Raw genomic sequence first — 25,344 nt, 5'->3', positions numbered from 1 at the left:
CTGTTCTTCTAACCTAGCAGTTTGGAACCGTGGAGTTGAAGAACTTTGCTGAAGATCGCTCCTAGAAACCGACTTTGCCAAACAGAACACTGAACTAACGACTGGGCTAAATTTCCGAGATAAAATTTTCACGTCACAGGAGGTTGCTGCGGCTAAGGATGGGTGAATGAAAGGCTGTGTGCTGCACAAGTGCCTCTAACTAGCGGATGTAAGCAGACCCAGATCCATACTTTATAGTTCATATCAGTAAAACTAGAGTTGACGTTGTGATTTCTGATCACGCTTCGACCAGGATTAAGCAGTTTCACAGGGTATGATCCAGTATGAAGAATCTTTTCAGATAAGGACTGAGAGATGAGGATGAAGGATGCGATCGAGCCTCGCTAAAGTTAATGAGTAGCCATTTCTATCATCTACAACCATCCTCCTGCTCTCTTGTTCTTTGCTGATATTACTCAACTTGCCAGAATTCTATGGACTTTGCCAACCTTGTCGCCCAGTTGAATACTGGAACCATCTTGCCAGAGGGAATTGTGCTTGCAACCCTACTGGTAGTGCTGGTGGGTGATCTCATCACGGGACGCGCATCCTCGGCTCGGTGGTCGCCCTACCTGGCGATCGCTGGTCTGCTTGCGGCGGTGGTTGCCCTCTACTTTTGCTGGGACACCTCAAACCCAATCTCCTTTTTAGGAGCGTTTAATGGCGATGCGCTGAGCATTGTTTTCCGGGGAGTGATTGCCCTCTCAGCCGCTGTCACCCTCCTTATGTCGATTCGCTATGTTGAACAGTCAGGAACGGCCCTTGCCGAGTTTATTGTGATCCTACTCACAGCCACGTTGGGAGGTATGTTCCTGTCTGGTGCTGACGAGCTTATTATGGTCTTTGTTTCGCTGGAAACTCTCAGTATCTCGTCTTATTTGCTGACAGGCTACATGAAGCGTGATCCGCGTTCCAACGAAGCAGCCTTGAAGTACTTGCTCATTGGGGCAGCTAGTTCGGCAATCTTTCTTTATGGTGTGTCGTTGCTGTACGGTCTATCGGGCGGCGAAACCCGACTTAGCACCATCACAACGAATATCGTTGCCAATAACGGCGAACAATCTTTGGGCATTGTAATTGCGCTGGTGTTTGTGATTGCTGGAATTGCTTTTAAGATCGCGGCAGTTCCATTTCACCAGTGGACGCCCGACGTGTACGAAGGCTCACCAACCCCAGTTGTTGCCTTTTTGTCTGTTGGCTCCAAAGCCGCTGGCTTCGCGTTGGCGATTCGCTTGCTGGTTAGTGCCTTCCCGATGGTATCTGACCAATGGCGATTTGTGCTTACGGCGTTGGCAATTCTTAGTATGATATTGGGCAATGTGGTAGCGCTGGCTCAAACCAGCATGAAACGCATGTTAGCCTACTCATCGATCGCCCAAGCCGGATTTGTCATGATTGGCTTAATTGTCGGCACAGAGGCAGGCTATGCCAGCATGGTATTCTATTTGCTGGTGTATTTGTTCATGAACCTGGGCGGTTTTGCCTGCGTAATCTTGTTTACTCTCCGCACTGGAACGGATGAAATTACCGAGTACAGCGGTTTGTATCAAAAAGATCCACTGCTGACCCTCTGTTTAAGCCTTTGCCTGCTTTCATTGGGTGGCATCCCGCCATTAGCGGGCTTTTTCGGCAAGATTTATCTATTTTGGGCTGGCTGGAAAGCGGGAGCCTATACCTTGGTGCTGCTAGGACTGATTACGAGCGTCATTTCCATTTACTACTACATTCGCGTGGTGAAGATGATGGTGGTGAAGGAACCGGAGGAAATGTCCGATGCAGTGAAAAACTATCCGCCGATTCAATGGAATTTACCAGGAATGCGACCATTGCAGGTGGGGTTGATTGTCTGTCTGGTGGCAACCTCGCTAGCTGGAATTTTGTCCAATCCACTGTTTACCTTGGCTAATAATTCCGTTGCTCGCACTACTTGGCTACAACCTGCAACGATGGCTATTCCTGAAAAGGTGGCGATCGCTGAAAGCCAACGGATTGCAACTGAACCAGAATTATCTCGCTAAATAGTTTATTGCCCAGGAACCGATTCTTGAACATCTTCTTGAACAGCTAAAGGGGGACAGTTGATCTGTGCCTCTTTTTATTACCTCTTATTACCTCACTAAGGACACGGCCAGAGCACTTTGCACTTTGTTGGAAAAAGCGGAAGAAAACTGGTGCCCTGTTAGATGAACTGCGTCAGTTGAAACATCTTTGATACGAGTATGGTACGCTAGCGGCGATATCGCTCGGTTAGAGAAGGAGAGGGCTATGGCAAAACTCAATGTAGGACTGTTGTTCGGCGGTCGCTCTGGAGAACACGAGGTATCGATTAGTTCAGCCAGAGCCATTGCCCGCGCCCTCGTCACGGCTCCTAATACCGAGAACTATGCTCTGCGGCCTTTCTACATTCAAAAAGACGGATGCTGGCAAACCGGAGCGATCGCCCAGCAAGTGTTAGAAACTGGAATACCATTGCCAGTGGATGAGTCGATGGGTGCAACTCGATTGTCTCTTTGGCAGTTTCCATCGGACGTGGCAGACGTTGACGTATGGTTTCCCATTTTGCACGGTCCCAATGGTGAAGACGGTACAATTCAAGGCTTGCTGAAGCTAATGCAGGTTCCTTGTGTGGGGTCAGGTGTGTTGGCATCAGCGTTGGGCATGGACAAAATTGCCATGAAATCTGCCTTTGCCCAAGCAGGACTCTCACAGGTCGACTATGTGACGGTCACTCGCACTGAAGTTTGGTCAAACCCGTGTGTGTTTCCTAAGCTTTGCGATCGTATCGAGGCGGTGTTGGGGTATCCTTGTTTTGTCAAACCTGCTAACCTCGGCTCATCGGTCGGTATCGCTAAAGTTCGGACTCGAGCACAGCTAGAAGCGGCTCTAGATAGCGCTGCCAGCTACGATCGCCGTATTATTGTAGAAGCAGGAGTGACGGCCCGTGAAGTAGAATGTGCCGTGTTGGGAAACGACCAACCCAAAGCCTCGGTAATTGGTGAAATTACTTACAGCAGCGACTTCTACGATTATGAAACTAAATATACTGAGGGTAAATCCAGGCACCTAATTCCGGCACCACTGTCGTCGGAGGTAGTGGCTCAGATTCAAGATATGGCGATTCGGGCCTTCAAAGCGGTGGATGCAGCCGGGATTGCCAGAGTCGATTTCTTTTATGTGGAATCAACAGGCAAGGTGCTAATTAACGAAATCAATACAATGCCTGGCTTTACAGCAACTAGTATGTATCCAATGCTGTGGGCGGCAAGCGGCATACCCTTTGCGGACTTGATCGATCGTTTGATTCAACTTGGGCTAGAACGATCGCAAGAATGAGCTACATCTGGTTCATATTATCTCTTTCTTCGGTCTTCAGCTTTTCTCTGCATCGACTCCCATCTCCTTCTTCCTCCCTCATTCTTTCCCATGCTTCTCTTTTCTTATCCTCTAGTCATGGGAATAATTACCCCTTAGAATTGTTTATATGAGGCTATGGAATTAGGGAACGCCTAAGCGGGGTGGAATATGGCTCAACGTCCGCCTGTCGATCGTCATGTTTGGCAGCAAAATATCGAAAGAATTCGGCAGAGTATTCCGCCCGCTCAGCCGATTGCTCCTAAGGCTGCTCACAAGTCGGACTCCGTGAAGCCAGTTCTTCAACATGAACCCCCATCCCTGTCAACCTCCGCATCGCTACTCAACCGTTCAGTCAGTCGTCCAATCAAGTGCCTAACTCCGTTTGTTCTTGGTGTGCCTCGGATGCGCTGCCGTTCGATTAAGCTGACCGCCAAGGTAACGCAAATAACTCGCCACCCATTTGCTGCGGTTGGTGCAGCGTGGCTTCTATCTATTTGCGTTGGCAGCGTTGCCGCCATTAGTATTTTCAAAATCAACCCTAACCTTCCCACTGCTACCTCATCCGGTGAGCCTCAGCGACATGTGTCAGAGCAAGTCCTGACAGAAGGTTTGCCACGGGTGACTGATTCTGCTTCGCCGCAAGGGGGCATGATTGAAGCCGGATCGGATCTACCTGTAATCGCAACCTATGGCGCAACTAAAGAGACATTGCCCCTATTCTCCTTGGGCATTGTAGCGCTTGGATGTGCGGCGGGCTGTTTGCTGCTGTCGCGCCATTTCCATACTTCATTATCCAGACAGCCTCCCCAGTTTCCGTCTCAATCGCGAGTGCCCCGAATTGGCGCTAACCCTTCCCGCCAAAGCTCTCGACGTCGAACTAAGAAGTTACTAGCGCAGGAGAAGAACAGCGTAGTAGCTACACAACGCCACGCTAAGCCTGCTTCACCATCAGTTGCCGTCGTGCCTGCCTATGAAGATCACCCCCTAGATTGGAATGAATCCAGCATCGCCGATGATCTGGACATTCGCCACCAGCGTCCGCTATCTCGGTGGCTATAGTCTGTGCTGTGACGGTCTTTCAACCTTTCCTACGCCTCGTCGTGTGCCTCGTCACTGTAGCCTGGGGAAGAGTTATACAGCGCGTCGAGTTGCTCACGAGCATCTTCTACAGTCATCGATCGCATCACCAAAAATGGTTCATTGACTACATTTCCTTGCTCGTCCAGTAGCTCTGGGTGAGGAACCGAACGCAGGCGAGAGGAAGGAGAGCCACTACTAGAACCGCGAGATTGATTACCACGATAAGACTGCGCTTCCATTCCCAATGTCATCAGATTGCGGATCAAATTACTGACGGCAAGGAAAGCCAAAATTGTAAAAGCAAGGATGTAAATCAGATGCAACATAAGTTTTTTCTCCAAGCCGAGACCGATGGACAGATCTGATATGCATGCCTAACCGCCAAACAGGAATTTACTAGAACTGCCTTGAGATGAAATGACAGTGTCCTCCCATTCGTCTATTCTCGACAAAGACCTGCTCTACCAGTATTGTATGCAACAATTTCTTAATCTATTACTCTAGTTTCTCAGATTCTTTAGAAAAGTAAATCAATCTAGGAGGCGAAATTCTTGTTTACCCGCTTCATGCACTAGTTGCTTCTCTAGTTGCTTCTAACGACTCTTAGGGGTTCTGCGATCGAAACCGCATACTGACCTGCCAACACTCTGTAACCAAGCGATGCCAAGGCATTAGTACGGCTGTGTCTAAGCCGACTTGGCCGTCTGTAACCTTGAGCATCATCCGGGCAGTTTCCACCTCCTGCTGAGCCTGTCGGACTCGTTGCAGCAAATCGGCTTGGGCTTCAGTACTAAGAAAGTTAAGGGTGTTACCTTCTAGTAGCGATCGTGATCGCTCAAACCAATATAAAAAATCATCTAGTAAAGGTTCTAAGAGGGACTTCAATAATTCGGGTTCTGGCAAATTTGAGTTTGAGCTAGACATCTGTCAAGAAATTGAGCCGCTTCATCCACTGCCCTTAGCTTAACGCAATTTACGTTTTGTAACAATTTTAAATTTTGCGTATGACTCGATCGCCTAAAACATGAGGGATTAAGTGGTTTTGACTAATTGTGAGCAAAAAGCTAAATAGATGCTCAGTAGCATTTGCTCGCTTTCAACCTAGTCTTTGTCTTTCAGAGCAAGCGAAGGAGGCTCAATCCGCTTTGTCTTCTTTCTCCTTGGGGAAAATGGAGGGATACAATACAGGTTCTCTTAAGGTTACAGATCCGAGATATTCCGAGTAAATTATGTTTTCTTTATCTATCTAAGTGATTGAGATTTGAAATCTAGAATTATCCTGAGGAAGATGGTTGAGGAAATGTCATGATCAAAATGCGTGGGTGGCTGATGGGGTTGACCGTTTCAATCGCTCTCACTGGCACTTTGGCTGGCTGTCGAACTAATACTGCCTTGAACTCGACAGAGACAGCATCCCCTGGACAACAGGTTGCCCAGGACCGTCTATCAACGTCGATTATTGAGAATACAGGTGTGCGAGAAAACATAGATGGCGCGCTCAATTCTCAACCGCTACAACTGCCCTCAATGGCTGCTACAACTAATTCACCGCCGCCACTGCCTCACTTGATTCCGTCCACGCCTTCAAGCGCTCAGTTACCCCAGTCAGAAATTGGTCGGGTTGATCCTTTTACGACAGTGATCGTGCCGCCGACTGTTTCTGTTCAAACCACTTCGGTTCCAGCTACGAGTCCTCCTGCCTTGGTTGCTCCTACTTCAACTGCCGCCCCGCCGATCGTGGCACCCGTGACCGCTGCTCCAATGCCCTTACCTGTTTTACAATCAGCCCCGGTTGACATCAATCCGTTTCCTCCGGTATTGCCTGCTTTACCTCCTCGCCGTCTCTCAGAAGCGATCGAGATTAGTGGGGTGGTGGAAGTGGGCGGCAAAACCAACGTCATTGTTCAAGTTCCCGATGAACAGACAAGCCGTTATGTTCAGGTGGGAGAGTACGTGAGCGATGGCAATGTTTGGGTCAAGCGTGTTGAAATGGGTGTAGAGCCAGTGGTGATTTTAGAGGAAAACGGCGAGGAGGTGACTCGCTATGTGGGAAGCGCTAGTCCTTCTCTGGGGCTATTGTAAACTTCCGGTTCTATATATATCTATATATTCTTACTTTATCCAGAGCTATTTTGCGCAGAGTGAATAATGAAGCCAACTTCCGATCGGGCTACCCCCAATCAACCCCCTAGTAAATCTGATTGCCAATCTAACGCCTTGTCCTCCAAGTTCTCTTACGAACCGTCTGTATCTAGACCTTCGTCAGAAGGCTGCGAACTCGATTACCAAGGCACATATCTTTGTCCTGTGTGTCGGCATGGGCAGATTTCAGCACTGACTTTAATGGACGCCTTTGCTTGCAATTTTTGTCGGCACATCTTCACAGCGAATCTTCCGGCTCAAACCATTCAGGTGGTGGACAGTTCGCAACCGATGTCATGGCGCTGGAATGGGCGTACCTGGAAGTCTACCTACCAGGATGACCCCAACTTGACCTTGGTAATTTGGTTCATTGGGGCCATTTTGATTGTATTGCCAAGCTCGATCGTTTGGCTCATGGCCTATCTCTTCCCTCCCTTACCGGGCAGCACTTGGGCTTGGTTTCCCAACGTTTGGCTTGGATGTACGATCGGCGTTCATTTACTGATGGTGTCGTGGCTCCTCGCCGAGCATTACCAGCTACCGCTCTATATTTCTAGCCGCATTCGCATTCGTACCTGGCTGGGCAGGAGGTAAGGCGAAAGGACGAATGATAAGGACAAAGAATGAAGAACGAGCAATTTCTAATCCCCAAATTGCACAGCGGCGAGGGCGATCGCTCTTGGAAAGATTCGGTGTTCTTGTGATTGAATGCGTTGGTGCAGCGTTTCCAGGGTGTCGTCTGGCAGAACAGGAACAGCCGCCTGCATTAGAATGGGGCCACTATCGACTTCGAGTTCAACAATGTGAACGGTGCAGCCAGTAATTTTGACGCCCGCCGCCAGGGTTCGCTCGATCGCATTTGCACCAGGAAAACTAGGCAACAGGCTGGGATGAATATTTAGAATGCGGCGGGGAAAGGCTTCGATTAATACGTTAGTAACAACCCGCATCCAGCCAGCCATGATAATCCAATCCACCTGGTGATCGCGCATAACGTCCACGATCGCAGCATCTAAGACTTCACGACTTGAAAACTCTCGGTGATTCAACAGCACTTTGGGAATGCCCAATCGATCGGCGCGCTCGGCAGCCTTAGCAGTGGGGTTGTTGTATACCATCACTTGCAACTGGGCCAGGAGGTCATGATTGGCAATAGCTTGGGCAATTGCTTCAAAGTTGCTGCCACTGCCAGATGCCATAATGCCAAGTTTGAGCGGTGCGGCAAGTTGTGCCATCGGCAATGATACATCTGGCGAGATCAAAGTTGCAGTCGGGTTAGAAGGGAACATGAATGGCAAAGAGTCTGGCAGTCGAACGTGGAACTGGGTTAGGTTTTGTTGGGTTTCGTCAAGAGGAAGGTGGAAAATGAATCCATCAAATCCTCAGAGGGGCTACCCTATGAGGAATGGTACATTACTAGTTTTCTATCATCACATTTATTTGTCTCTCAGACATATTTGTCTCTACTTCGCTGCTTATGCCAAGCAAATTGGTTGACAAGTCTCGGCAAGAAACCGTAGAAGCCTGGGTGTTATTAACTCCGGCGTTACTGTTACTAGGAATTTTCGTTTTATACCCGATCGCCTACTTGTTCTACCTCAGTTTTACAACGGGTAGCTTTACACGGGCTGGTACGGTTTGGATCGGGGGACGCAATTATCTGCGGCTGGCGCTTGATCCAGATTTTTGGCAAGTGTTGGGCAATACAATCTACTTTACGATCGCGACGGTTATTCCTAGTTTGGTCATTCCGCTGGGGTTAGCGGTGTTGTTAAATCGATCGATGGCACTGCGGGGCTGGCTGAGAACAGCGTACTTTATTCCGTCTATCACCTCATTAGTGGCTGTGGGGCTGGGCTTTCGCTGGCTATTTCAAACTGATGGGCCGGTCAATGGTTTGTTAAGTATGGCAGGACTCGATCCTATTCCTTGGCTCAGCAGCACCACTTGGGCCATGCCTGTCTTAATTTTGCTCAGTATTTGGAAACAACTTGGCTTCAACATGGTGGTGTTTCTGACCGGGCTGCAAACCATTCCCATCAGTCGCTACGAAGCTGCTGAACTGGATGGAGCCGGAGATTGGCAAAGTTTTTGGCATATCACCTTACCCGGGCTACGACCGACATTAATTTTTGTAACAATTACTACTGTCATTTTTACCCTACGCAGCTTTGAACAGCCGTATGTGATGACAGGGGGTGGGCCGTTAAATTCTACGAATTTGCTGGTGTTTTACGTCTATAACCAAGCCTTTGCCCAGTTCGATTTTGGCTATGCTGCCACTATTACCACTGTGTTGCTAGCCATTACCCTAGTGTTGATTTACATTCAGTTGCAAATCTCTGAGACTGACCCGTTGTAATTTCGAGGCAAATCGTTTCAACTAATGTAGACGATCGCTTGTCTACCGTCTAAAGTCAGAAAAGTTGGGATTTTCAATCTGAAATGCAAAACGAAAAATTTCAGGTGGGTGATTTAGAACGCTGTTTGCAGCGAGGCGATCGCCAAACAGACTCGCTGATTACGTTGGGGTTATGGATGGCGGCGATCGTTCTGTTTGTGGTCAATTTAGGTGAACTGCCGCTGCGAGATTGGGACGAAGGACTCGTGGCACAGGTAGCACGAGAAATTTGGCAATCTCCAATCAATTCACTCACTTGGCTACATCCCACTCTTTGGGGCGAACCCTACTTCAACAAGCCCTCATTAGTCCATAGCTTGATGGCGCTGATGTACTCAATGGGAGGGGTCAGCGAATGGACGGCTCGCTTACCGGGCGCACTGCTGACGGCAGCTTCTGTACCGTTAATGTATGGTGTGGCCCGCGAGGTGTTTTATCCACGCCCTCCGGCTGTATTTGCCGCCCTGGTGTATCTTACGTGGTTGCCAATCGCGCGGCATGGACGGTTGGCTATGCTAGACGGAGCCGTTTTGTGTTTTTTTCTGCTACTCATTAACTGGTTGCTACGGACACGACGGGACTATCGCTATGCTCTGGGCGTTGGCATTGGGTTAGCGCTGATTTGCCTAACGAAGGGTGTCATGGTTGGCATCTTGTTGGGGGCGATCGTATTTCTGTTTGCGGTTTGGGATACGCCGCGCCTGCTGCGATCGCCGCATTTGTGGTTGGGCATCGTTTTGGGCAGCGTGCCGGTGCTGCTGTGGTATGTCGCTCAGTGGCAAGAATACGGGCAAGCCTTTCTAAACACAAATTTGGTGGATCAATCGCTGCAACGCATTTGGCAAGATGTGGAAGCAAACGGTGGGCCGCCTTGGTATTATCTCTTGGAAATTCTAAAATACAGCGCTCCTTGGCTCTTGTTTTTGCCACTTGGGTTTAAGCTTGCCTGGGTCAATCGCAACTTAAGTTGGGCGAAACTGGCGCTTGTTTGGAGTGTGGCTTATCTAGTGGTAGTTTCCGCGATGGCCACCAAACTACCGTGGTACATTTTGCCAATTTATCCAGCCCTAGCCCTAATTGCCGGAGCCGCCCTCGCAGACCTTTGGCAGAAGGGACGCTATACTGGGGTCATTCAACCCAAGCAAACCGAGTATTCATCAATTTGGTTTGGATGGTTTGCGCTCCTGGCGTTGGGTGGTTGGGCCGGGGTCATATATTTTGGTTGGGTTAGTTCTCCCCTGGAGCCAGATCTGGAATTGATTATGGCCATTGTGGCCATGACGATGACCGTAGCAGCCGTTTTAGTAACACGGCAAAATCCGCAATTTTTGACGGTGTTAATTTGGGGCATGTATGTGGCGCTGTTATTGTTGATGGGATCAAATCATTGGGTGTGGGAACTGGCAGAAGCCTATCCAGTTAAGCCCGTAGCAGCGATCGTGCAGCAACACACACCCACTCAACAAAAAGTATTTACGTCCTATCCTCACAATCGTCCGTCTCTCAATTTCTATAGCAATCGCCAGGTAATTCCGGCTTCAACCAACCAATTGAAAGAACGGTGGAACAAACAAGAACAGCCGTTTTTCCTCGTAGACGATGCAGTATTGAATACGATCGATCTGCCTGCGACGCAAGTTTTAGGAACGGCTGAAGGATGGTCGCTGATCACTAAATTGCCAGAAGGGTGAGGAATCACAGAAGCAGCAAACCATGAACACATTTTTGTATCAGCCGCCATGGGGATTGCGCAATGGATTGGTGATGACGCTATATGCTGCTTTGCGCACAAGTCAGCGTTGGCAAGTCTTAACGCTTGAGCCTGAACCTCAGTACAACGAAAAGGTTTTGCGAGGAGCCGATCGCGTTCCCTTGTTTGCCAAAATCGCCATTCCCGATCATCCCAAAGGCACAATCGTTGGCACCTATGGGATCACTGGCAATCTAGATAATCAATGGTTTTTAAGCATTTTGGGACGCAAGGCCGTTGCTCAGGGTTATGCGGTGGTGCTGTTTGATTGGCGGGCACATGGCAAAACAGCGGAACTATCGCCTACTCTAACCTCGGACGGGCTGTACGAGGGCAAAGATTTTGTGCATCTGGCGGCGGAAGCCAAGGCGATTGGCTGTCCGGCTCCGTTTTGGTTTACGGGTTATTCCTTGGGTGGACAGTTAGCGCTGTGGGCCATGAAGGCGGCACAAACCCTGCCCGCATGGGGATCAGAACTGGCCATCGATCCGACGGAGATTGGCGGTGGCGCCGTCATTTGTCCTAGCTTGGATTCGAACCGATCGCTGCCATATCTGGAGAAAGATCAGATTGGAAAATACGTGGAGCAAGCAATTACCAAACAGTTGAAAATTTTGGCGTGGCAGAGTTATCAGTATCATCCCGAAGCATTCGATCGGACGGCGATTGAACGGGTGCACAGTATTCGATCGTTTGATCATGAATTAGTAATTGGGCGCTTGGGATTTGCCTCTGTAGAGGAATACTATGATGCCAGCAGTGCGCTGCCCCTCTTGCCACACCTGTCCAAGCCCACGCTCATTCTCTATGCAGCGGATGATCCATTATTTGAGCCGTCGATCGTGTCGGATTTAGAAGCCATTGCAGCCCAGAATCAATCAATCAACTTAGTGCTAACGCAACATGGCGGACATGTGGGCTATCTCAGCAGTACGGCTTGTCAACGCCAAGTGGCGGATTGCGATCCGTGGTGGGCCTGGAATCGCATTTTAGAGTGGATCACGGCCCAATCCAGGTGATAGCGTGCAAGAAAGCGGCTGAGGAACTGTTGAGGAGTGCTATGACACTAGATTTTGCCTTAGATGCAACGATCGTTAAACAACTGCAACGGCTAGCGTTTCTACAATATTTTCTAGAAGTGGCTGCCGTCATGGTTAGCGCTTTTTCGGGCATGTTGGCGGCACGCCAAAAGCGAATGGATTTTGTGGGTACTTATACGGTGGCATTTGTTGCGGCCTTTGGTGGGGGCACATTACGCGATTTGCTCCTCAATCGTCGGCCGTTGTTTTGGGTGCAGTATCAGCAATATCCCATTATCGTGTTTGGGCTATCTCTTCTGTTTGTATACATTCCGTGGATTTCTAATCCTACGCATCCCCTGATTAAACGCCTTTTGACGAAACGCTTGTTTGATTTTGTGGATGCGCTGGGGTTGGCGCTGTTCAGTCTATCAGGCGTTTCCTATGCTCTGGGTGATCAAATGCCCTATTTTGTCGCATCGATGCTGGGCGTAATTACCGGAGTATTTGGCGGCGTGTTGCGAGATGTGTTGTTAGCAGAAATTCCGATGATTTTTCGCACAAAGACGGCATTGTATGCCACGTGTTCGTTTGTCGGTTGTTGGGTGTTTCTGATTAGCCTGCTGTTTAACGTCAGCCCAGCCGTTGCCTTCTATGTCGCTTTTACAACAATCGTATTGCTGCGAATGCTGTCGTTACACTATGGCATGACGCTACCAACCCCCCAGTATCTTAAACAGCCCGCTTTGCCATCTGCTTCGGCGGCCAAGATCAATCGATGACTTGATAAGAGACTGGACGAGAAATTCAACGAAACAGAGGAAGCAGACCTATAATTCCTCTAGATTGCTTGTACGGGCAATCAAACGATCGCTCTACATCTACGACATTGGTTGATATCCTTCCTCTGTGATCTATGCAACGTCCTGCCTCCATCACCCGCTTACTAGTTAGCCTATCTAGCCTTGTGATTATCATTGCTGGGCTGAAAGCAGCGGCTGGGCTATTAGGACCAATTCTGCTGTCATTGTTTATTGTGCTGGTGACGGCTCCGTTGGTGGAGTGGTTGCGGCGGCGGCGTGTGCCTAACTGGTTATCCTATGTATTGGTAGTGTTGGGTGTGGTGGCGATCGGGCTGTTGCTGATTGGGTTTCTGGGTATTTCCGTTGTGCAGCTAACTGATGCTTTGCCTACCTATCGATCGCGTTTAGAGGTTCAGCTTGCGGCATTGGTAGACTGGTTAAGCGATCGAGGATTGGAAGCTTCAGATATCATCGAGCTAGATTTAATTGATCCAGGCCGCATTATTCAACTAATTATTTCGTTTATTCGAGGATTACTGAATACCCTGTCGAATGCAGGTCTTACTCTTTTCATTTTTATTTATATGCTGGTAGGATCAGCAAGTTTCTCGAGAAAGCTCAATCGTAGCCTGGGACAGTCTAGTCCTATGCTGAATCGCATTCAAGGATTTAGTCGTAGCATTAGCGTTTATTTATTCATTAAAACAGGATTAGGAGCATTGACAGCGATTGGACAAACGTTGCTATTGTGGGCTATTGGCGTTGATTTTGCGATTCTTTGGGGTGTCCTCTCATTTTTGTTCAACTATATTCCCAATGTTGGCTACATTATTGCTCTAATTCCTCCGATGATTATGGCGCTTCTAGAATTTGGGATTGGTAAAGCGCTGATCGTGTTTGTGGGCTATGCTCTGATCAACAATTTCTTTGATATGGTCATTGCGCCACGTTATTTGGGGAAAGGATTAGATCTCTCCACCCTGGTGACATTTCTGGCGGTGATCTTCTGGACATGGGTGCTTGGACCGATCGGCGCTTTTTTGGCCTTACCGCTAACGGTGATGCTAAAGAAGTTATTGCTAGAACCCTTCACCGATACTCGTCTCCTTGCCACCCTCATTGGTGCCGAGGATCAGGAAGATACTATCAACTATCGCGTGCAGCCAGACACCAAGCGCAAGCGATAGCTAGATTCTAGACAATCTCTAGGTTGAATCTATGAATTTGGATTCACACCCTCATCTGGAAACACCCATTTCGGGGGAGCCGACATTTTTTTACGAACGGCTTCTTCTGCGATTGCTAACATGTCATCGAGCGAGGTTTCTTGAATAAATTGAGACGCTTGCGCTTGGTATTCCTTGTTGGGACATTGATCACCCAACACGCAGCCGTTGACGCAGGCAGTTTTGCAATCAATTTGGGTCGAGTCCATCGTTCGTTCTCCTCTCTGATCCTCTCTCTAGACTACCAACTCTGCCAAGCCTTGGTAGTAGGTTCCGGTTGAAGTCATTTGAAATCGACAGGGAAGTATCTCCAAACCCCGATCGATCGCCGATCGCAGCAATTGCCCGTATACCGGATCGGCGCTGTCCCCCGGAGCAAACTGCGTACAGTCACCCCGGTTAATGAAATACAACATCACGGCTCTGTGATGGGGGAGTAGGTCAGTCAATTCTTGCAGGTGCTTTTGTCCACGTGTAGTGACAGTGTCGGGAAAAAGAGCGATCGGGCCTTGCGCCCAGGTTGTGTTCTTCACTTCTACATAAATGCGTGGTGTATCAGAATTGCTTTCGGTTAACAAAAAATCAATCCGGCTTTTGTTGTCTTTGCCATAGACCACTTCAGCCATCACCTGCGTATAAGGTTCGAGTGACGGGAACAAGTGCGCCTCCAAGGCCGCCTTAATTACCCGATTGGGCAGAGCCGTATTCACACCCACCCAAGTTAGCTCCGACCCACTCTGTACCTCGATCGCTTCCCATGTGTAGGGCAATTTGCGGGTTTTGCTGTTGCTTCGAGACACCCACACCCGATTGCCGGGAAGGCACACGCCAGTCATTGGGCCTGTGTTAGGACAGTGTGCTGTGATTACCTCGCCCGAATCTAGCGATATGTCGGCAAAGAAGCGCTTGTAGCGTTTGATGAGCACGCCCGATTGTAGGACTGGATAAGGATAGCACCAATTAGTGGGGGCAGTTTGCGGTTTGTAGAGCCGTGATGATTTGGACATTCGCCTTTGGAAACGGAAATTGATCGAGTTCGTCCACTGTCACCCACCGCACCTCGGCACATTCGATCGGCTGCGGTTCACCCTGAACATGGCGACAGTGATGAACGTTTAATGTTACATGAAAGTGAGAATAGGTGTGATCAATGGTGATCAATCGATCGCCCACCTCTACTTCAATACCCAGTTCTTCCTGAATTTCGCGGCGAATACAGGCTTCGACCGTTTCGTTCGGTTCAATTTTGCCGCCCGGAAACTCCCACAGCCCGCCTAGCAACCCATCAGGGCGACGGCGATCGATCAAAATTTGCCCTTGCTGATTCCAAATCACAGCAACTCCAATTTGTTTATGGGGCAGCGGTGCACGACGTTCGGACACGGGTAGATCGTTTTGCATGTTTAAATCAAACGCACGACAGGCAGTTCTCCAAGGGCACAGCAAACACGCCGGATTGCTGGGGGTGCAGAGGGTGGCTCCCAAATCCATCAGCGCTTGGTTAAAATCGCGTGGATGTTGGCGATCGAGCAATTCTGATGACGCTTGCCACAGGTGCTTCATCGCCTTACTTGGGGGAACCGGCAATGCCATTACCCTAGACAACACCCGTTTTACATTACCATCCAAAATGGGTACGGGTTGGTTATAAGCCGCACTTAAAATTCCGCCAGCGGTGGTGCGGCCAATGCCCGGTAGCTTCAGCACAGCTTCCAGCGTATCGGGAAACTGCCCGCCGTGGGTTTGCACAATCAGTTGGGCGGCTTGGTGCAAATGACGGGCGCGAGCGTAATAGCCTAGGCCTTGCCATGCCTTCAACACCTGCTGCTGATCAGCGGCTGCCAAAGCCTCGATCGTGGGAAACTGCCTCAACCAGCGATCGTAGTAGGGAATTACCGTTTTTACCTGAGTCTGCTGGAGCATGATTTCCGAAATCCAGATAGCATAGGGATCGCGGGTGTGTCGCCAAGGCAGATCGCGACCGGATATGGTATACCAGTCCAGCAGAGAACAGCGGAGAAAGTCTAGGCTAGAAGGAGTGAGAACGGGGGGCAGGCAGGAAGGCGGTGGCATAATCGAGCGAGGAGACAGGATTCATCATCAAGACCCTCTCCCACCATAAACCAAATCCCTCCAGTTCTCCGACGTGAGAGAAATCGAGGGATCGATTGATCGTGAATTTAAGCGTAGGTTCAGTTGGAGTAACTCTAAGAAAATCTTTTAGGAAGCACGTGCGGCGATTGTGACAAATACCTAGCCTTCATCCGAAGCACCGAGATCCGCCGATTGAAGCGATCGTTCAAAGTTAAGCCGTTGCTCAGCATTGCGAAGAAAGTAACCGCTCATCATAGCAGACGCTAACAGTCGTCCCAAATGCTCACGGCTAGTTGTCACCGTCACGTCAAAATGCTCAGCCGGCAAACCGCCTAGCAATCCAATAATATTCCGTTCCATGACCTGCAATACTTCCGCCGAATCTGGCTTTGACAGCCGAGCGATCGTCTCTGGATTCATTGACTGAACGTACTGCCACAACACGTTATTCGAGCTACCACCATCAAAATAATCTGAAATGCGCTTAGGGGTCTCGTTCATATCAGCCACTCAGGTAACGGTTGACTTGTATGAACATACTGTAACAATTGTCTGAACCCGATCGAAGTGGGTGGAACCGAACTTGTTTAGGCGGATGGACGTACTGGTTTCAGTTCGTTTGGGTAAACCGTTCTATTTCGCTTTCTCATACAGCATCAAGTTGTGTAAATTTTTGAACAAGTTGCGAGGGGATTGCGCGTTTCAGTTCTCTTCAGGTGATAACCTGACCTGAGCCAAGTTGTTCAATTGAGACAAGACTGGATGGGATAGTACAGTCAAACTCGATGTAAACCTTGAAGTTGTGTTTGATGATGGAGTGCGGGGCCGTGTAATTATGTGTAAACCAGGTTTCATTTCTGCGCTTTCCCTGGTTCTTACAAGTCGATCGAGGCGGCGAACCAAATTTCATCTAACGTTCGCCTTCACTGTGTATGCAATGCCAATCATCAAGAATTTTAGTCACTTAATTCCTCCCTGATTCCTAGCCTGGAATGGGTTAATCATTATTTGATTCATCCCGTGTGGTGCATCTGATTTACCTAATTAATCCTGAGCCAATTCATCATGCCATCCTGTTATCAAGTTATTATTGCACCGGCTCTGGCTTCGCATGTCATAGTTCTACTCGCGCTGATTTGGCTGATTGCTGCTCCTGATTGCCTGACTATGTTTTCCCTCCGACAGAGAGAACAAGGGGTGAGTCGTTCAAGCGCTATCTATACGGTTTAATCATGAGGAGAACCCATGAGTACACCAGCAAAAACAATTTGTCTTGCTTGTGCCGCTGATGACTTCTATGCAATGCCTCTCGGAGTCACGGTGTACTCGGCTCTTGCCAATCTTAGCCACGATTGCTATCTCAAGTTGTTTGTGTTGGATGACGGTATCCGCAACGCTAACAAACGCAAACTAGCGGCTTCGCTGGATGCCGACCGAGTTACTATTGAATGGATACAGCCGCCCATAAAGCAAATTAAGCAAATTTGCGATCGCTCGGCCAGTCCTTATCCCAAGTCTGCTTATCTCCGGTTACTGCTTCCCGATATCGTTCCTGATGAAGTAGAAAAGGTGATTTATCTCGACACAGATATCGTAGTAACTGGGAATCTAGAAACCCTTTGGAACCTTGAAATCGACAATCAGGCGTTGCTCGCGGTACAAGATCCTGTTCATCGCTTTGTTAATCAAGCCCATCACCTTAAATCCTTTGATTTAAACACCTGGGGAATCACATCTGAGCACAGATATCTCAATTCAGGAGTGCTCGTGATGAATCTGAATAAGTGGCGATCGGAGAAACTGGCCGATCGCATCATGAATTTTATGAGCCAACATTCAGAATTGCTTTTTCCCGATCAAGATGGGCTCTCAATCATCTTGGCGAATGATTGGGGAGAACTAGAGCCACGTTGGAATCAAGTTCATGTAGTTCACAGCTTTTCATCCTGGCGTGAAAGCCCCTATCACCAGGAGATGTTTGAGAATGTTCTCCATCATCCCTATGTCATCCATTTCACCAGCCGTCCTAAACCTTGGATGCCCGGTTGTACCCATCCGCACAGAGGGGTGTTCTTGCACTATCTGCAAATGACTGCCTGGGCTGGTTGGACAAATACAAAATGGAATTACACAGAACAACTTTTTCGACGTAGTGTCCGCCGTTTTATCCGCCTGGCAAAACAATTCTATCGACGAATGGTTCCTACTTGGACATCAACTCCGTCTGTTCAGGTTGCTGCATCCGATCGCAACTCTCCCAAACGATAACTTGGTTTTTGAGACTGATGAGTTAACTCAAATCAATACCTAAAACGCGATCAAGAAAGCGGCTGCGCCACACCGCCCGCAAAATGAAGCACCACTCCAGGGCCACTAGTCCAATAAACAAGTAGCTGACCTTGCTGAGAGGATACAGTTCAAAAAACTGGCGCAGGGGTGGAATGGCTAATATCAGTAAATACCCACCAAATAAAAGCAGTGCAACGATCGAATAGCGCCAATCGCCGCTGAGAGGTTCGCCGCCCACCCAAGCTGTAGTGGGGGGTTTGAGGAATGGAATCAGCAAGAGTTCACCCATTACCAAAATCGTGACTAGGGCGCTGCGGGGAATGGCATGATTTACCTGTGCCACGCCCGATATTGGGGGCAAATCAAGCACGGCGACCACTAAGTAGAACAGATAGATTACAAGCGAAACCAAGGTGAGGGTGAGCGTTGCTGGCACAACAAAATGCAGCATCGATCGCACCATACTGCGCCGAGGCAGCAACCCCGGTTTAGCCCAGACGGGAATGAACATAGTGGGAAACCCAACACCGATTAAAGACACGATCGCACTTTGCTTATTTTGTAGCGGAAAGCTGTTGGTGACGATTGCCGTGGCAAAAATCAGTAATGTGATGCAGAAGGTGCGGATCAAAAATAGCTTCAGCACATCTTGAATGCCGTTGCGAATTCGTTGTCCTTCCAAAAAGGTATGAGGTAAGGCTCTAAACGAATCATTCAGCAGCACAATATCGGCCACGCTACGGGTAGCCTTGCTGCCGCTTTCCATGGCGATCGCCAAGTTCGCCTGCTTCAACGACAAAATATCATTGACGCCATCACCAATCATTGCCACATAGCGACCCGCCTGCCGCAACGCTGAAATGAGCGACGCCTTTTGTTCGGGACTGACGCGACCAAAGATAGTACACGATTGAGCTACTTCAGCAAATTTTGCTGCGTCCATTTCTGCCAGTTCCGGACCAGACACGAGTTGAATGTGCTTCAGTCCAGCTTGCTTGGCCAAGGCGGCAACCGTCTGTGGGTGATCACCAGAAATAATTTTGATCTCGATCGCTGCATTAGTGAAGCCTTGCAGGGTTTCGTAGGCTTCTGGGCGTAATTGATCGGCAAAACATAGCACTGCTAGGGGCGTTAGAAAAGACGGTAATTGCGGATTATCGGGATCAAGGACTGCACCAGCTACATCGGGACGGTAGGCAAACAATACCACCCGTAATCCTTGTTCAGCCTTGGCGTGCAGATACGACTTCACTTCTGCCTCTATTATCATGGTGGGGGCTAAAACCTCAGGGGCACCTAGCACATAAACGCCCGATCGCTCTGCTTCGTCAAAGGCGATCGCGCTCCATTTGCGGGATGACGAAAATGGAATTTCTGCTTTAAGCTGTCGCACAATGCCCGGAATAACATTGGCAATCGCCGTAATGGTGCGATTACCAGCGGTAGTGGTGGCGGCATAATCCCCCAATAGTTGGCAAATGGTGTCCTTGCTGTGGACGATCGGGTAAATTTCCTCCAGCGTTAACTGATTGGTGGTCAGCGTTCCCGTTTTATCTAAACACAGCGTGTCCACATTGCTCAGCGATTCCACCGCATTAGACTGTTGAATTAACACATCCTGCCCCAGCATGCGCACCGCTCCCAATCCATAGGCCAGCGTAATCGCAATTAACAATCCGGCCGGCACTAGCCCAGCAATCACTGCCGCTCGTTGCGCAATATCATTGACCGAGTAATCTTTGCTGACGAAACTGATAGCCACCAATAGCCACAGAAAACAGGCAATCAACATGAAGACCCGAATCACCACATTAATTTCCACTTGCAGGGGAGTTAACACGCGCCGAAACATCCGCGCCCCTACCATCAATTTATAGGCTACGGTTTCTGTACCAACCTTTTGAGCTTCATAGCAAGCCGTACCGCTGACACAAAAACTACCCGAATAGACAGCAGCGCCTGCTTGCTTAGGAATCAGATCCGATTCGCCGGTCAGTAGTGATTCATCGACTTCAATGCGTCCATTGCCAACGATTTCACCATCCACCACGATTTGATCGCCAGGTCGCACCATCAACGTATCACCGATCACAATTTGGGATGGATCTAATTCCTGTTCACAGCCATTCCGAATCACTGTGGCTTGAGGACGACTCAGCAACGCAATGCGATCGAGTTGTCGTTTCGCCCAAATCTCTTGGTAGATATTCACGAGGACGCCACCAAAAATTACGATAACGACCAAAATGGCGTCGCCTGCGCGATTGAGCAGAAACATCACCAGACTAATGGTGAAAAAGATTCCGTTGATAAAGGTAAATAAATTTTCTTCAAGGATGTGCCAGTAAGAGCGACTGGTTTGAAGTGTGACATTGTTGCCCTGGCCTGCGGCTCGACGAGTAGCCGCCTCTTGTTCTGTGAGTCCTTGCATAACCTGGCGTCAATTGGTATCCAATGGCTTGCCGATATACGAGTGAATCTGTCATCTCTCCAGTTTCTCCCACTTCCGCAGAGAAGTCCTTAAATTCTCATTGAAGCCATGCCGACTTAAAGAGATTCTGGGAAATTGCGGCTGCTCTTCTAAGCTAGGAGATAATACGGGGTAAGCCAGTGATGTAGAGTAGACCTTCGTAACCGCCATGCCGTCCCAAGTCGTTGAAATCCTCTCAGCGGAAGAATTACGCCGCACAGTGACTCGGTTAGCTTCACAAATTATTGAGCGGGCGGGCGACTTATCTCGGCTAGCGCTATTGGGTATTTATACAAGAGGCGTGCCGCTGGCTGCTCTGCTGGCTAAACAAATTGAAACCTTGGAACGAGCGCGAGTGCCGGTTGGGTCGCTCGATATTACCTTCTATCGTGATGATCTCGATCGCATTAATCTGCGTACTCCCGAAAAAACTGATATTCCCTTCGATCTCTCTGGCAAAACGATCGTGTTGGTCGATGATGTCATTTTCAAAGGACGCACCATTCGCGCCGCCCTCAATGCCGTCAATGAATACGGTAGACCCGAAGCAATTTGGTTGGCGGTATTGGTCGATCGAGGACATCGCGAGGTTCCCATTCATCCAGACTTTACCGGTAAGGAATTACCCACTGCCAAAGAGGAACAGGTGAAGGTGTACTTGCAAAATGTGGATGGACGCGACGGTGTGGAACTGCTGAAGCGGAACGGCTAAGGACAATTGCTTCGGTTAGATTTATTAAATTTGCTAAATTTGCCAACCAATTTAAAAAACAGTAAAATAAGATACAGAAAGAAAAGGTTAGTTCGTTTATCGCTTTCGTGGCGTCTGCTCAAGCCTTCACTGGAAGGTTAAGTTAGCTAGAGATGAAGGCAAAAGTTTGTTTCGAGAAACGAACCTTTCTACTGCAACTCAGTCTCTTATTTTCACATACGATGCATTCAGGAGCCACATAGCATGAGACTCTCCTATCGCGGTGCACATTATCAACATCAACCTACTCCTGTAGATCTGATCGACAGCGGCGTTTCAGCACAGTATCGCGGTCAACACTATACCGTTGCCTATCCACGTCATATTCCTGTTCCTCAACCTACAGCAAATCTAAAATATCGGGGTGCGACCTATCAGACCACAAAAGCAGGTCGAGTTTATCCGGTTTCTGCTACCGTTCATCCAGAAATGGCTGCTACCGATCGAGCCGTTGCCATTCCACTACCTTTGAAAACTCAGCTTCGCCAACGTCAAACGAACGAAGTAGCTAGAGTTCATTTAGAAACGATTCGCCAGCGCTTACATCACCGCATCGAAGTTGCCAAAGCGAAGGGCGATAGCACGCTACTGCATGAGCTTGAGAAAGAACTACATTTGTTTGCTTAAATAGTGTTCCTTTGCGTTCTAATTGCTTTAGTTCTATTGCTTTAGTTCTATTGCTTTAATAGTTCTCCGTTAATGGCATGGGTGGCCTGCTCATCAAGGCTACCTATTTTTTGTTGTGGCTAATATTGGGTAGATTGCTGCTTGAACTAGGAGTCAAGGAAAAGGAAGGAGCCAAGGAATAAGTTACTGCCTCGTCCATGCAATCGAATCGGGGAGGACTGGGAATCCTTGAAACAGGAACGCTCGATCGAGGTAGCGCTCTCTGCGGTTGAACCGCCTAGTCTAGTTTCTGACGCTTATTCGATTTCTCAGCTTTTATTGTTTCCTCCCTATCGGTTCTCTATGGTGTCTCCGGGCAAGTTTAGCCAGTTCAATCTTCCTAGCGCTATCCAGCAACGCATTCTTGTTCACTTTCAGGCAGGTTGGGAAGAGCGTTTGAATGTTGATCAGATGTTTGTACTGATTAGCGGTGTGTTACCCCTTGAAGCGTGTCTTTATTATCAGGTTCTACCGCTGTTTCTAGATGGCAATCGCTTGCACTTGGGAATGGTGACACTCAACGACACAACAGCATTAGAGTATGTTCGTCGTATTGTTTCTTACCTCAACTATTCGCTAGTTCCCCATGCGATTTCCTATGATGCTTTGCAAGTTGCATTGACAGCTTACCTCAACTACACAGGCGATCGATCGTCACCCACGCCTTCTATTCATCAGTCTGCCGACGCGACACCTTTAGAAAGAGACAGCGATCGGTCCCACCGTCATCCTGCCCCGTCCCACCGGAAGCCGTTGCAGCCAGATACCTGCCCAACTCTTGTTTTAGATAGCTCTGAAAATAGTTCCACTTCTCCCATGCCAGGTTTGCCACCGTTGATTGCGTCCATACCATCGTTGTTGATTCAGGCGCGGCATCTCACCGATCCGGTAGAGGTCCTGATGACGCTGCCACCCCCCATGATGCTGCAAGAACTGCTGGCTAGACTGCTGATAGCTGGCATTGGACGACTATATTTTGAGTGTCATCTTCAATACGGGCGAGTGCTGTGGAGTCAGGACGGAATTTTGCAATCTGTGCTGGAATCGCTACCGTTACCCGTCTTTCATCAACTTTTGCAAGAATTAAAAGCGTTCGCCCAAGCGTCTCTTGCTCCCCCACCGCAACAGATAGAAATTGAGCGGATATACGATCGCAGCCGGGTCTTGTTGCGGTTTCGGTTTATGGCAGGTCAATATGGCGAAGAGGCAACGCTACAAGTATTGCGAGGAGCAGCCTTGCGATTTCACCAAAAACAGCAGCTTGCGAGCCTAAAGCGTGATGCGCTTAGTATTGCTAAACAACTGCAAACCAAACTCAACGAAATTCGCGATCGAGCCTATACTGAACCAGGGTTGGCGGCGGCTCGGTTTGAAGCGTTACCCAGCTTAAATCAACTGCTACAAACTATTGAGGACCAATTGAATGAGTTAGAGCAAGAAGCATGAATAGATTGGAATCAACAAAGATGACGATGAAGAGAAGAAGAAACAATAAGTCGTTGCCCTAGCTGTGATCGAATCTGGCGATTCCGTCCTTCCAGGGCTGCATTATCCATCGCCCGTCTTTTGCCCAGATTCCCAAACTGGCGCTGATGGCGTGTCTAAAGTTCTCTCGGAGGTAGGCAGCCGCACTCGGTTTAATTGTCCCAAGGCCCATTCAGCGGTTTCCCGAACTTCGGTATCTGGATCGCTAGTAGCGTACTGCAACGCTTGACTCACCTGTGCCATCCACTCGAAGTTGCGAGAGACATCGCGAATGGCATTTTTGCGAACTTCCGAACTATCATCTTGCAGCGATATCATCAAGGCTCGCTGCATGGGTTTGAGAGTGCGAGTACCAATTTCTGAAACTGCTGCTAGGATCAAAGCCCGCTGTTTTGAGTCAGCATCGATCAGTAAATCGACAAGGGGTTGAATGGCTCGTGAATCGCCGCACTGTCCTAATTCCCAGATTGCCGATCGCCGTTTTTGGGGATCGGTACTGCCCAAATCCTGGATTAGTGCTTCTACACTATCAACTTTGGTTAGGCGAGTAGTGGATGAAAGCACAATTGAATCGGATTGGGGGTGCGGTGGTACTGGATCAGAAATGGGGGAGGTTGGTTGCTGTACTGACTGACGGGGATGTAGGCTGTAGAAGATACCAGCCACGACAGTGACGGGAACAAGGGCGATCGCCCCCCACCAAATCCATTCCATTCGGGCAGACGTTTGGGACACAGGAGGTTCAGCCACTTGATCCGTCGTCTCTGCTTTTGCGATCGCATTTGGAGCGATGCTGAAACAGGTCAGCCAAATGATAAACAGCAGTTTAAGACGATAGGACATGGTGAAAAACATGAAAGATCCCAAGATAGAGACAGGAGATGAGTGAACCTACAATGCACCTGCTGTATCTCTTTCATGCCCAAAAACCGATCGAAAACTAACACTAGACGAATTTTAATGTCGTACAGCTAGCTATACCAATTTTTGCTGGTCGCTTGTGAAAAATTCAGACGAAGGGACTTCAACCTCAACCTGAAATGAAAGCCCCTCGCCTGCTCTGGCAAAGGGGTTGAGGTGAGGGTCTTCGAGCTTTGTTACCTAAAACAGGCAGATTGCTATGACTAATCTAGTAGTTTGAGCAACTAGCCTAGCGTGCAGGAGATCCATTCAGAAAACGATGGGCAAACTTAAACACATCGCCTAGATCGGTATTGCCACGCCGATCGCCAGCCAAAAAGCTGCTGAGTAGGGGATTACCACCTATCGAACCAGGCTTATTGGCGCCCATATTTAATAGTCCTAAAACCGATGGAATCAGGGTTGGCAAGATTCCCTGAAGAATATTAGGACTGACACCTGTTCTCTGAGAAACGCCTTGAGCAATTTGCTGCTGAAGTTGAGGGGGGAAGATAGCTTGAAAGGCTGTGGCATTAGTGTTAGTGCCGGCACGGGCCAGCAGGTCTTCTAATTGGCGATTGCCTAATTTGTCTTGTTGTTGGGCCAAAGCCGGACGCATTGCATTTCCCAATGCAGACAACAGCGATTGTGTTTTAGATGCATCAAATCCCTGAGCCGTGGTCACTCGATCAATCGAGTTAGTGATCGTCTCCAGTTGAGAGACTGTTGCCTGTTGTGACGGATTATTGATTGCACTCAACAGATCAAAGAACAATCCCATAGGGATAGACTCCTCATGCCATGATTAGTAGTGTTTTAGAAATTGAAGCATTTGCGCAAGATCTGCGTTGTTGCCGAATCATCCGCAAATGCCT

24 protein-coding genes are annotated in these 25,344 nt (G+C 48.8%); 14 read left to right on the top strand and 10 right to left on the bottom strand.

From position 1 onward, the window contains the following. The first annotated feature begins 473 nt into the window (after window positions 1–473). From OXH18_RS14155 to OXH18_RS14145, 3 genes are all read left to right on the top strand, one after another. Window positions 474–2,057 carry an NAD(P)H-quinone oxidoreductase subunit N gene (locus tag OXH18_RS14155; RefSeq protein WP_268607740.1) on the top strand — a complete coding sequence of 528 codons (1,584 nt, stop codon included), beginning with the start codon at window positions 474–476 and terminating at the stop codon, window positions 2,055–2,057. A gap of 247 nt (window positions 2,058–2,304) precedes the next feature. Next, on the top strand, window positions 2,305–3,372 hold the full coding sequence (locus tag OXH18_RS14150; protein WP_268607739.1) for a D-alanine--D-alanine ligase family protein: 1,068 nt from the start codon (window positions 2,305–2,307) through the stop codon (window positions 3,370–3,372). Window positions 3,373–3,561: 189 nt separating this feature from the next. Next, complete coding sequence (locus OXH18_RS14145) at window positions 3,562–4,452, top strand: hypothetical protein (protein WP_268607738.1); 891 nt, start codon at window positions 3,562–3,564, stop codon at window positions 4,450–4,452. A 29-nt stretch (window positions 4,453–4,481) separates the two neighbouring features. Here OXH18_RS14145 and OXH18_RS14140 read toward each other — a convergent pair whose 3' ends face one another. Next, the gene (locus OXH18_RS14140; RefSeq protein WP_268607736.1) at window positions 4,482–4,799 is read right to left on the bottom strand and encodes a DUF2973 domain-containing protein; all 318 of its coding nucleotides are present in this window, start codon (window positions 4,797–4,799) and stop codon (window positions 4,482–4,484) included. Between the two features lie 277 nt (window positions 4,800–5,076). Then, the gene (locus OXH18_RS14135; protein WP_268607735.1) at window positions 5,077–5,397 is read right to left on the bottom strand and encodes a DUF2605 domain-containing protein; all 321 of its coding nucleotides are present in this window, start codon (window positions 5,395–5,397) and stop codon (window positions 5,077–5,079) included. A gap of 381 nt (window positions 5,398–5,778) precedes the next feature. Here OXH18_RS14135 and OXH18_RS14130 point away from each other — a divergent pair, with 381 nt between their 5' ends. Together OXH18_RS14130 and OXH18_RS14125 are read left to right on the top strand one after the other, a co-directional pair. Then, a complete protein-coding gene (locus tag OXH18_RS14130; RefSeq protein WP_268607734.1) occupies window positions 5,779–6,555 on the top strand; it encodes a hypothetical protein in 777 nt (258 codons plus the stop codon). Between the two features lie 66 nt (window positions 6,556–6,621). Continuing rightward, window positions 6,622–7,209: a hypothetical protein gene (locus OXH18_RS14125; RefSeq protein ID WP_268607733.1), complete on the top strand. Its 588-nt coding sequence runs from the start codon at window positions 6,622–6,624 to the stop codon at window positions 7,207–7,209. A gap of 47 nt (window positions 7,210–7,256) precedes the next feature. Here OXH18_RS14125 and purN read toward each other — a convergent pair whose 3' ends face one another. Further along, window positions 7,257–7,904 carry a phosphoribosylglycinamide formyltransferase gene (gene purN, locus OXH18_RS14120; protein WP_268607731.1) on the bottom strand — a complete coding sequence of 216 codons (648 nt, stop codon included), beginning with the start codon at window positions 7,902–7,904 and terminating at the stop codon, window positions 7,257–7,259. Between the two features lie 188 nt (window positions 7,905–8,092). Here purN and OXH18_RS14115 point away from each other — a divergent pair, with 188 nt between their 5' ends. The 5 genes from OXH18_RS14115 (at window position 8,093) to OXH18_RS14095 (ending at window position 13,775) form a co-directional block, all read left to right on the top strand. After that, on the top strand, window positions 8,093–8,977 hold the full coding sequence (locus OXH18_RS14115; RefSeq protein ID WP_268607729.1) for a carbohydrate ABC transporter permease: 885 nt from the start codon (window positions 8,093–8,095) through the stop codon (window positions 8,975–8,977). Between the two features lie 83 nt (window positions 8,978–9,060). Beyond that, complete coding sequence (locus OXH18_RS14110) at window positions 9,061–10,707, top strand: ArnT family glycosyltransferase (protein ID WP_268607728.1); 1,647 nt, start codon at window positions 9,061–9,063, stop codon at window positions 10,705–10,707. Window positions 10,708–10,729: 22 nt separating this feature from the next. Then, window positions 10,730–11,785, top strand: a complete 1,056-nt coding sequence (locus OXH18_RS14105) for a YheT family hydrolase (RefSeq protein WP_268607727.1) — start codon at window positions 10,730–10,732, stop codon at window positions 11,783–11,785. 41 nt (window positions 11,786–11,826) lie between these two features. Beyond that, on the top strand, window positions 11,827–12,567 hold the full coding sequence (locus OXH18_RS14100) for a trimeric intracellular cation channel family protein (RefSeq protein ID WP_268607726.1): 741 nt from the start codon (window positions 11,827–11,829) through the stop codon (window positions 12,565–12,567). Window positions 12,568–12,701: 134 nt separating this feature from the next. Next, a complete protein-coding gene (locus tag OXH18_RS14095; RefSeq protein WP_268607725.1) occupies window positions 12,702–13,775 on the top strand; it encodes an AI-2E family transporter in 1,074 nt (357 codons plus the stop codon). 29 nt (window positions 13,776–13,804) lie between these two features. On the opposite strand, the gene OXH18_RS14090 is transcribed toward OXH18_RS14095, so the two are convergent. The 4 genes from OXH18_RS14090 to OXH18_RS14075 form a co-directional block, all read right to left on the bottom strand. Then, a complete protein-coding gene (locus OXH18_RS14090; RefSeq protein ID WP_268607723.1) occupies window positions 13,805–14,023 on the bottom strand; it encodes a hypothetical protein in 219 nt (72 codons plus the stop codon). 27 nt (window positions 14,024–14,050) lie between these two features. Continuing rightward, window positions 14,051–14,821, bottom strand: a complete 771-nt coding sequence (gene sfsA / locus OXH18_RS14085; RefSeq protein ID WP_268607721.1) for a DNA/RNA nuclease SfsA — start codon at window positions 14,819–14,821, stop codon at window positions 14,051–14,053. Beyond that, the gene (gene mutY / locus OXH18_RS14080) at window positions 14,775–15,887 is read right to left on the bottom strand and encodes an A/G-specific adenine glycosylase (RefSeq protein WP_268607720.1); all 1,113 of its coding nucleotides are present in this window, start codon (window positions 15,885–15,887) and stop codon (window positions 14,775–14,777) included. Before mutY ends, sfsA begins: the two co-directional genes overlap by 47 nt. A 180-nt stretch (window positions 15,888–16,067) precedes the next feature. Continuing rightward, a complete protein-coding gene (locus tag OXH18_RS14075) occupies window positions 16,068–16,409 on the bottom strand; it encodes a DUF760 domain-containing protein (protein WP_268607719.1) in 342 nt (113 codons plus the stop codon). 744 nt (window positions 16,410–17,153) lie between these two features. On the opposite strand from OXH18_RS14075, the gene OXH18_RS14070 reads away from it, so the two are divergent. Then, window positions 17,154–18,176: a glycosyltransferase family 8 protein gene (locus OXH18_RS14070; RefSeq protein ID WP_268607718.1), complete on the top strand. Its 1,023-nt coding sequence runs from the start codon at window positions 17,154–17,156 to the stop codon at window positions 18,174–18,176. Window positions 18,177–18,198: 22 nt separating this feature from the next. On the opposite strand, the gene OXH18_RS14065 is transcribed toward OXH18_RS14070, so the two are convergent. Further along, window positions 18,199–20,628 carry an HAD-IC family P-type ATPase gene (locus OXH18_RS14065; RefSeq protein WP_268607717.1) on the bottom strand — a complete coding sequence of 810 codons (2,430 nt, stop codon included), beginning with the start codon at window positions 20,626–20,628 and terminating at the stop codon, window positions 18,199–18,201. A gap of 208 nt (window positions 20,629–20,836) precedes the next feature. Between OXH18_RS14065 and pyrR the strand changes: the two genes are divergently transcribed. From pyrR to OXH18_RS14050, 3 genes are all read left to right on the top strand, one after another. Next, the gene (gene pyrR / locus OXH18_RS14060) at window positions 20,837–21,379 is read left to right on the top strand and encodes a bifunctional pyr operon transcriptional regulator/uracil phosphoribosyltransferase PyrR (protein WP_268607716.1); all 543 of its coding nucleotides are present in this window, start codon (window positions 20,837–20,839) and stop codon (window positions 21,377–21,379) included. Window positions 21,380–21,622: 243 nt separating this feature from the next. Next, window positions 21,623–22,045 carry a DUF4278 domain-containing protein gene (locus tag OXH18_RS14055; RefSeq protein ID WP_268607715.1) on the top strand — a complete coding sequence of 141 codons (423 nt, stop codon included), beginning with the start codon at window positions 21,623–21,625 and terminating at the stop codon, window positions 22,043–22,045. A 228-nt stretch (window positions 22,046–22,273) separates the two neighbouring features. Continuing rightward, the gene (locus OXH18_RS14050; protein ID WP_268607714.1) at window positions 22,274–23,530 is read left to right on the top strand and encodes a GspE/PulE/PilB domain-containing protein; all 1,257 of its coding nucleotides are present in this window, start codon (window positions 22,274–22,276) and stop codon (window positions 23,528–23,530) included. A gap of 102 nt (window positions 23,531–23,632) precedes the next feature. Here the strand turns inward: OXH18_RS14050 and OXH18_RS14045 are convergent, their stop codons facing one another. After that, window positions 23,633–24,412, bottom strand: coding sequence for a HEAT repeat domain-containing protein (locus OXH18_RS14045; RefSeq protein WP_268607713.1), 780 nt, complete (start codon window positions 24,410–24,412; stop codon window positions 23,633–23,635). A 307-nt stretch (window positions 24,413–24,719) separates the two neighbouring features. Then, window positions 24,720–25,250, bottom strand: a complete 531-nt coding sequence (locus tag OXH18_RS14040; protein ID WP_268607712.1) for a DUF937 domain-containing protein — start codon at window positions 25,248–25,250, stop codon at window positions 24,720–24,722. Window positions 25,251–25,344 lie beyond the last annotated feature (94 nt).

The sequence above is a fragment of the Thermocoleostomius sinensis A174 genome (assembly GCF_026802175.1).
GTDB lineage: Bacteria > Cyanobacteriota > Cyanobacteriia > Elainellales > Elainellaceae > Thermocoleostomius > Thermocoleostomius sinensis.
Note: the sequence above shows the minus strand (reverse complement) of the source record. Positions and strands in the feature narration are given on the sequence as shown.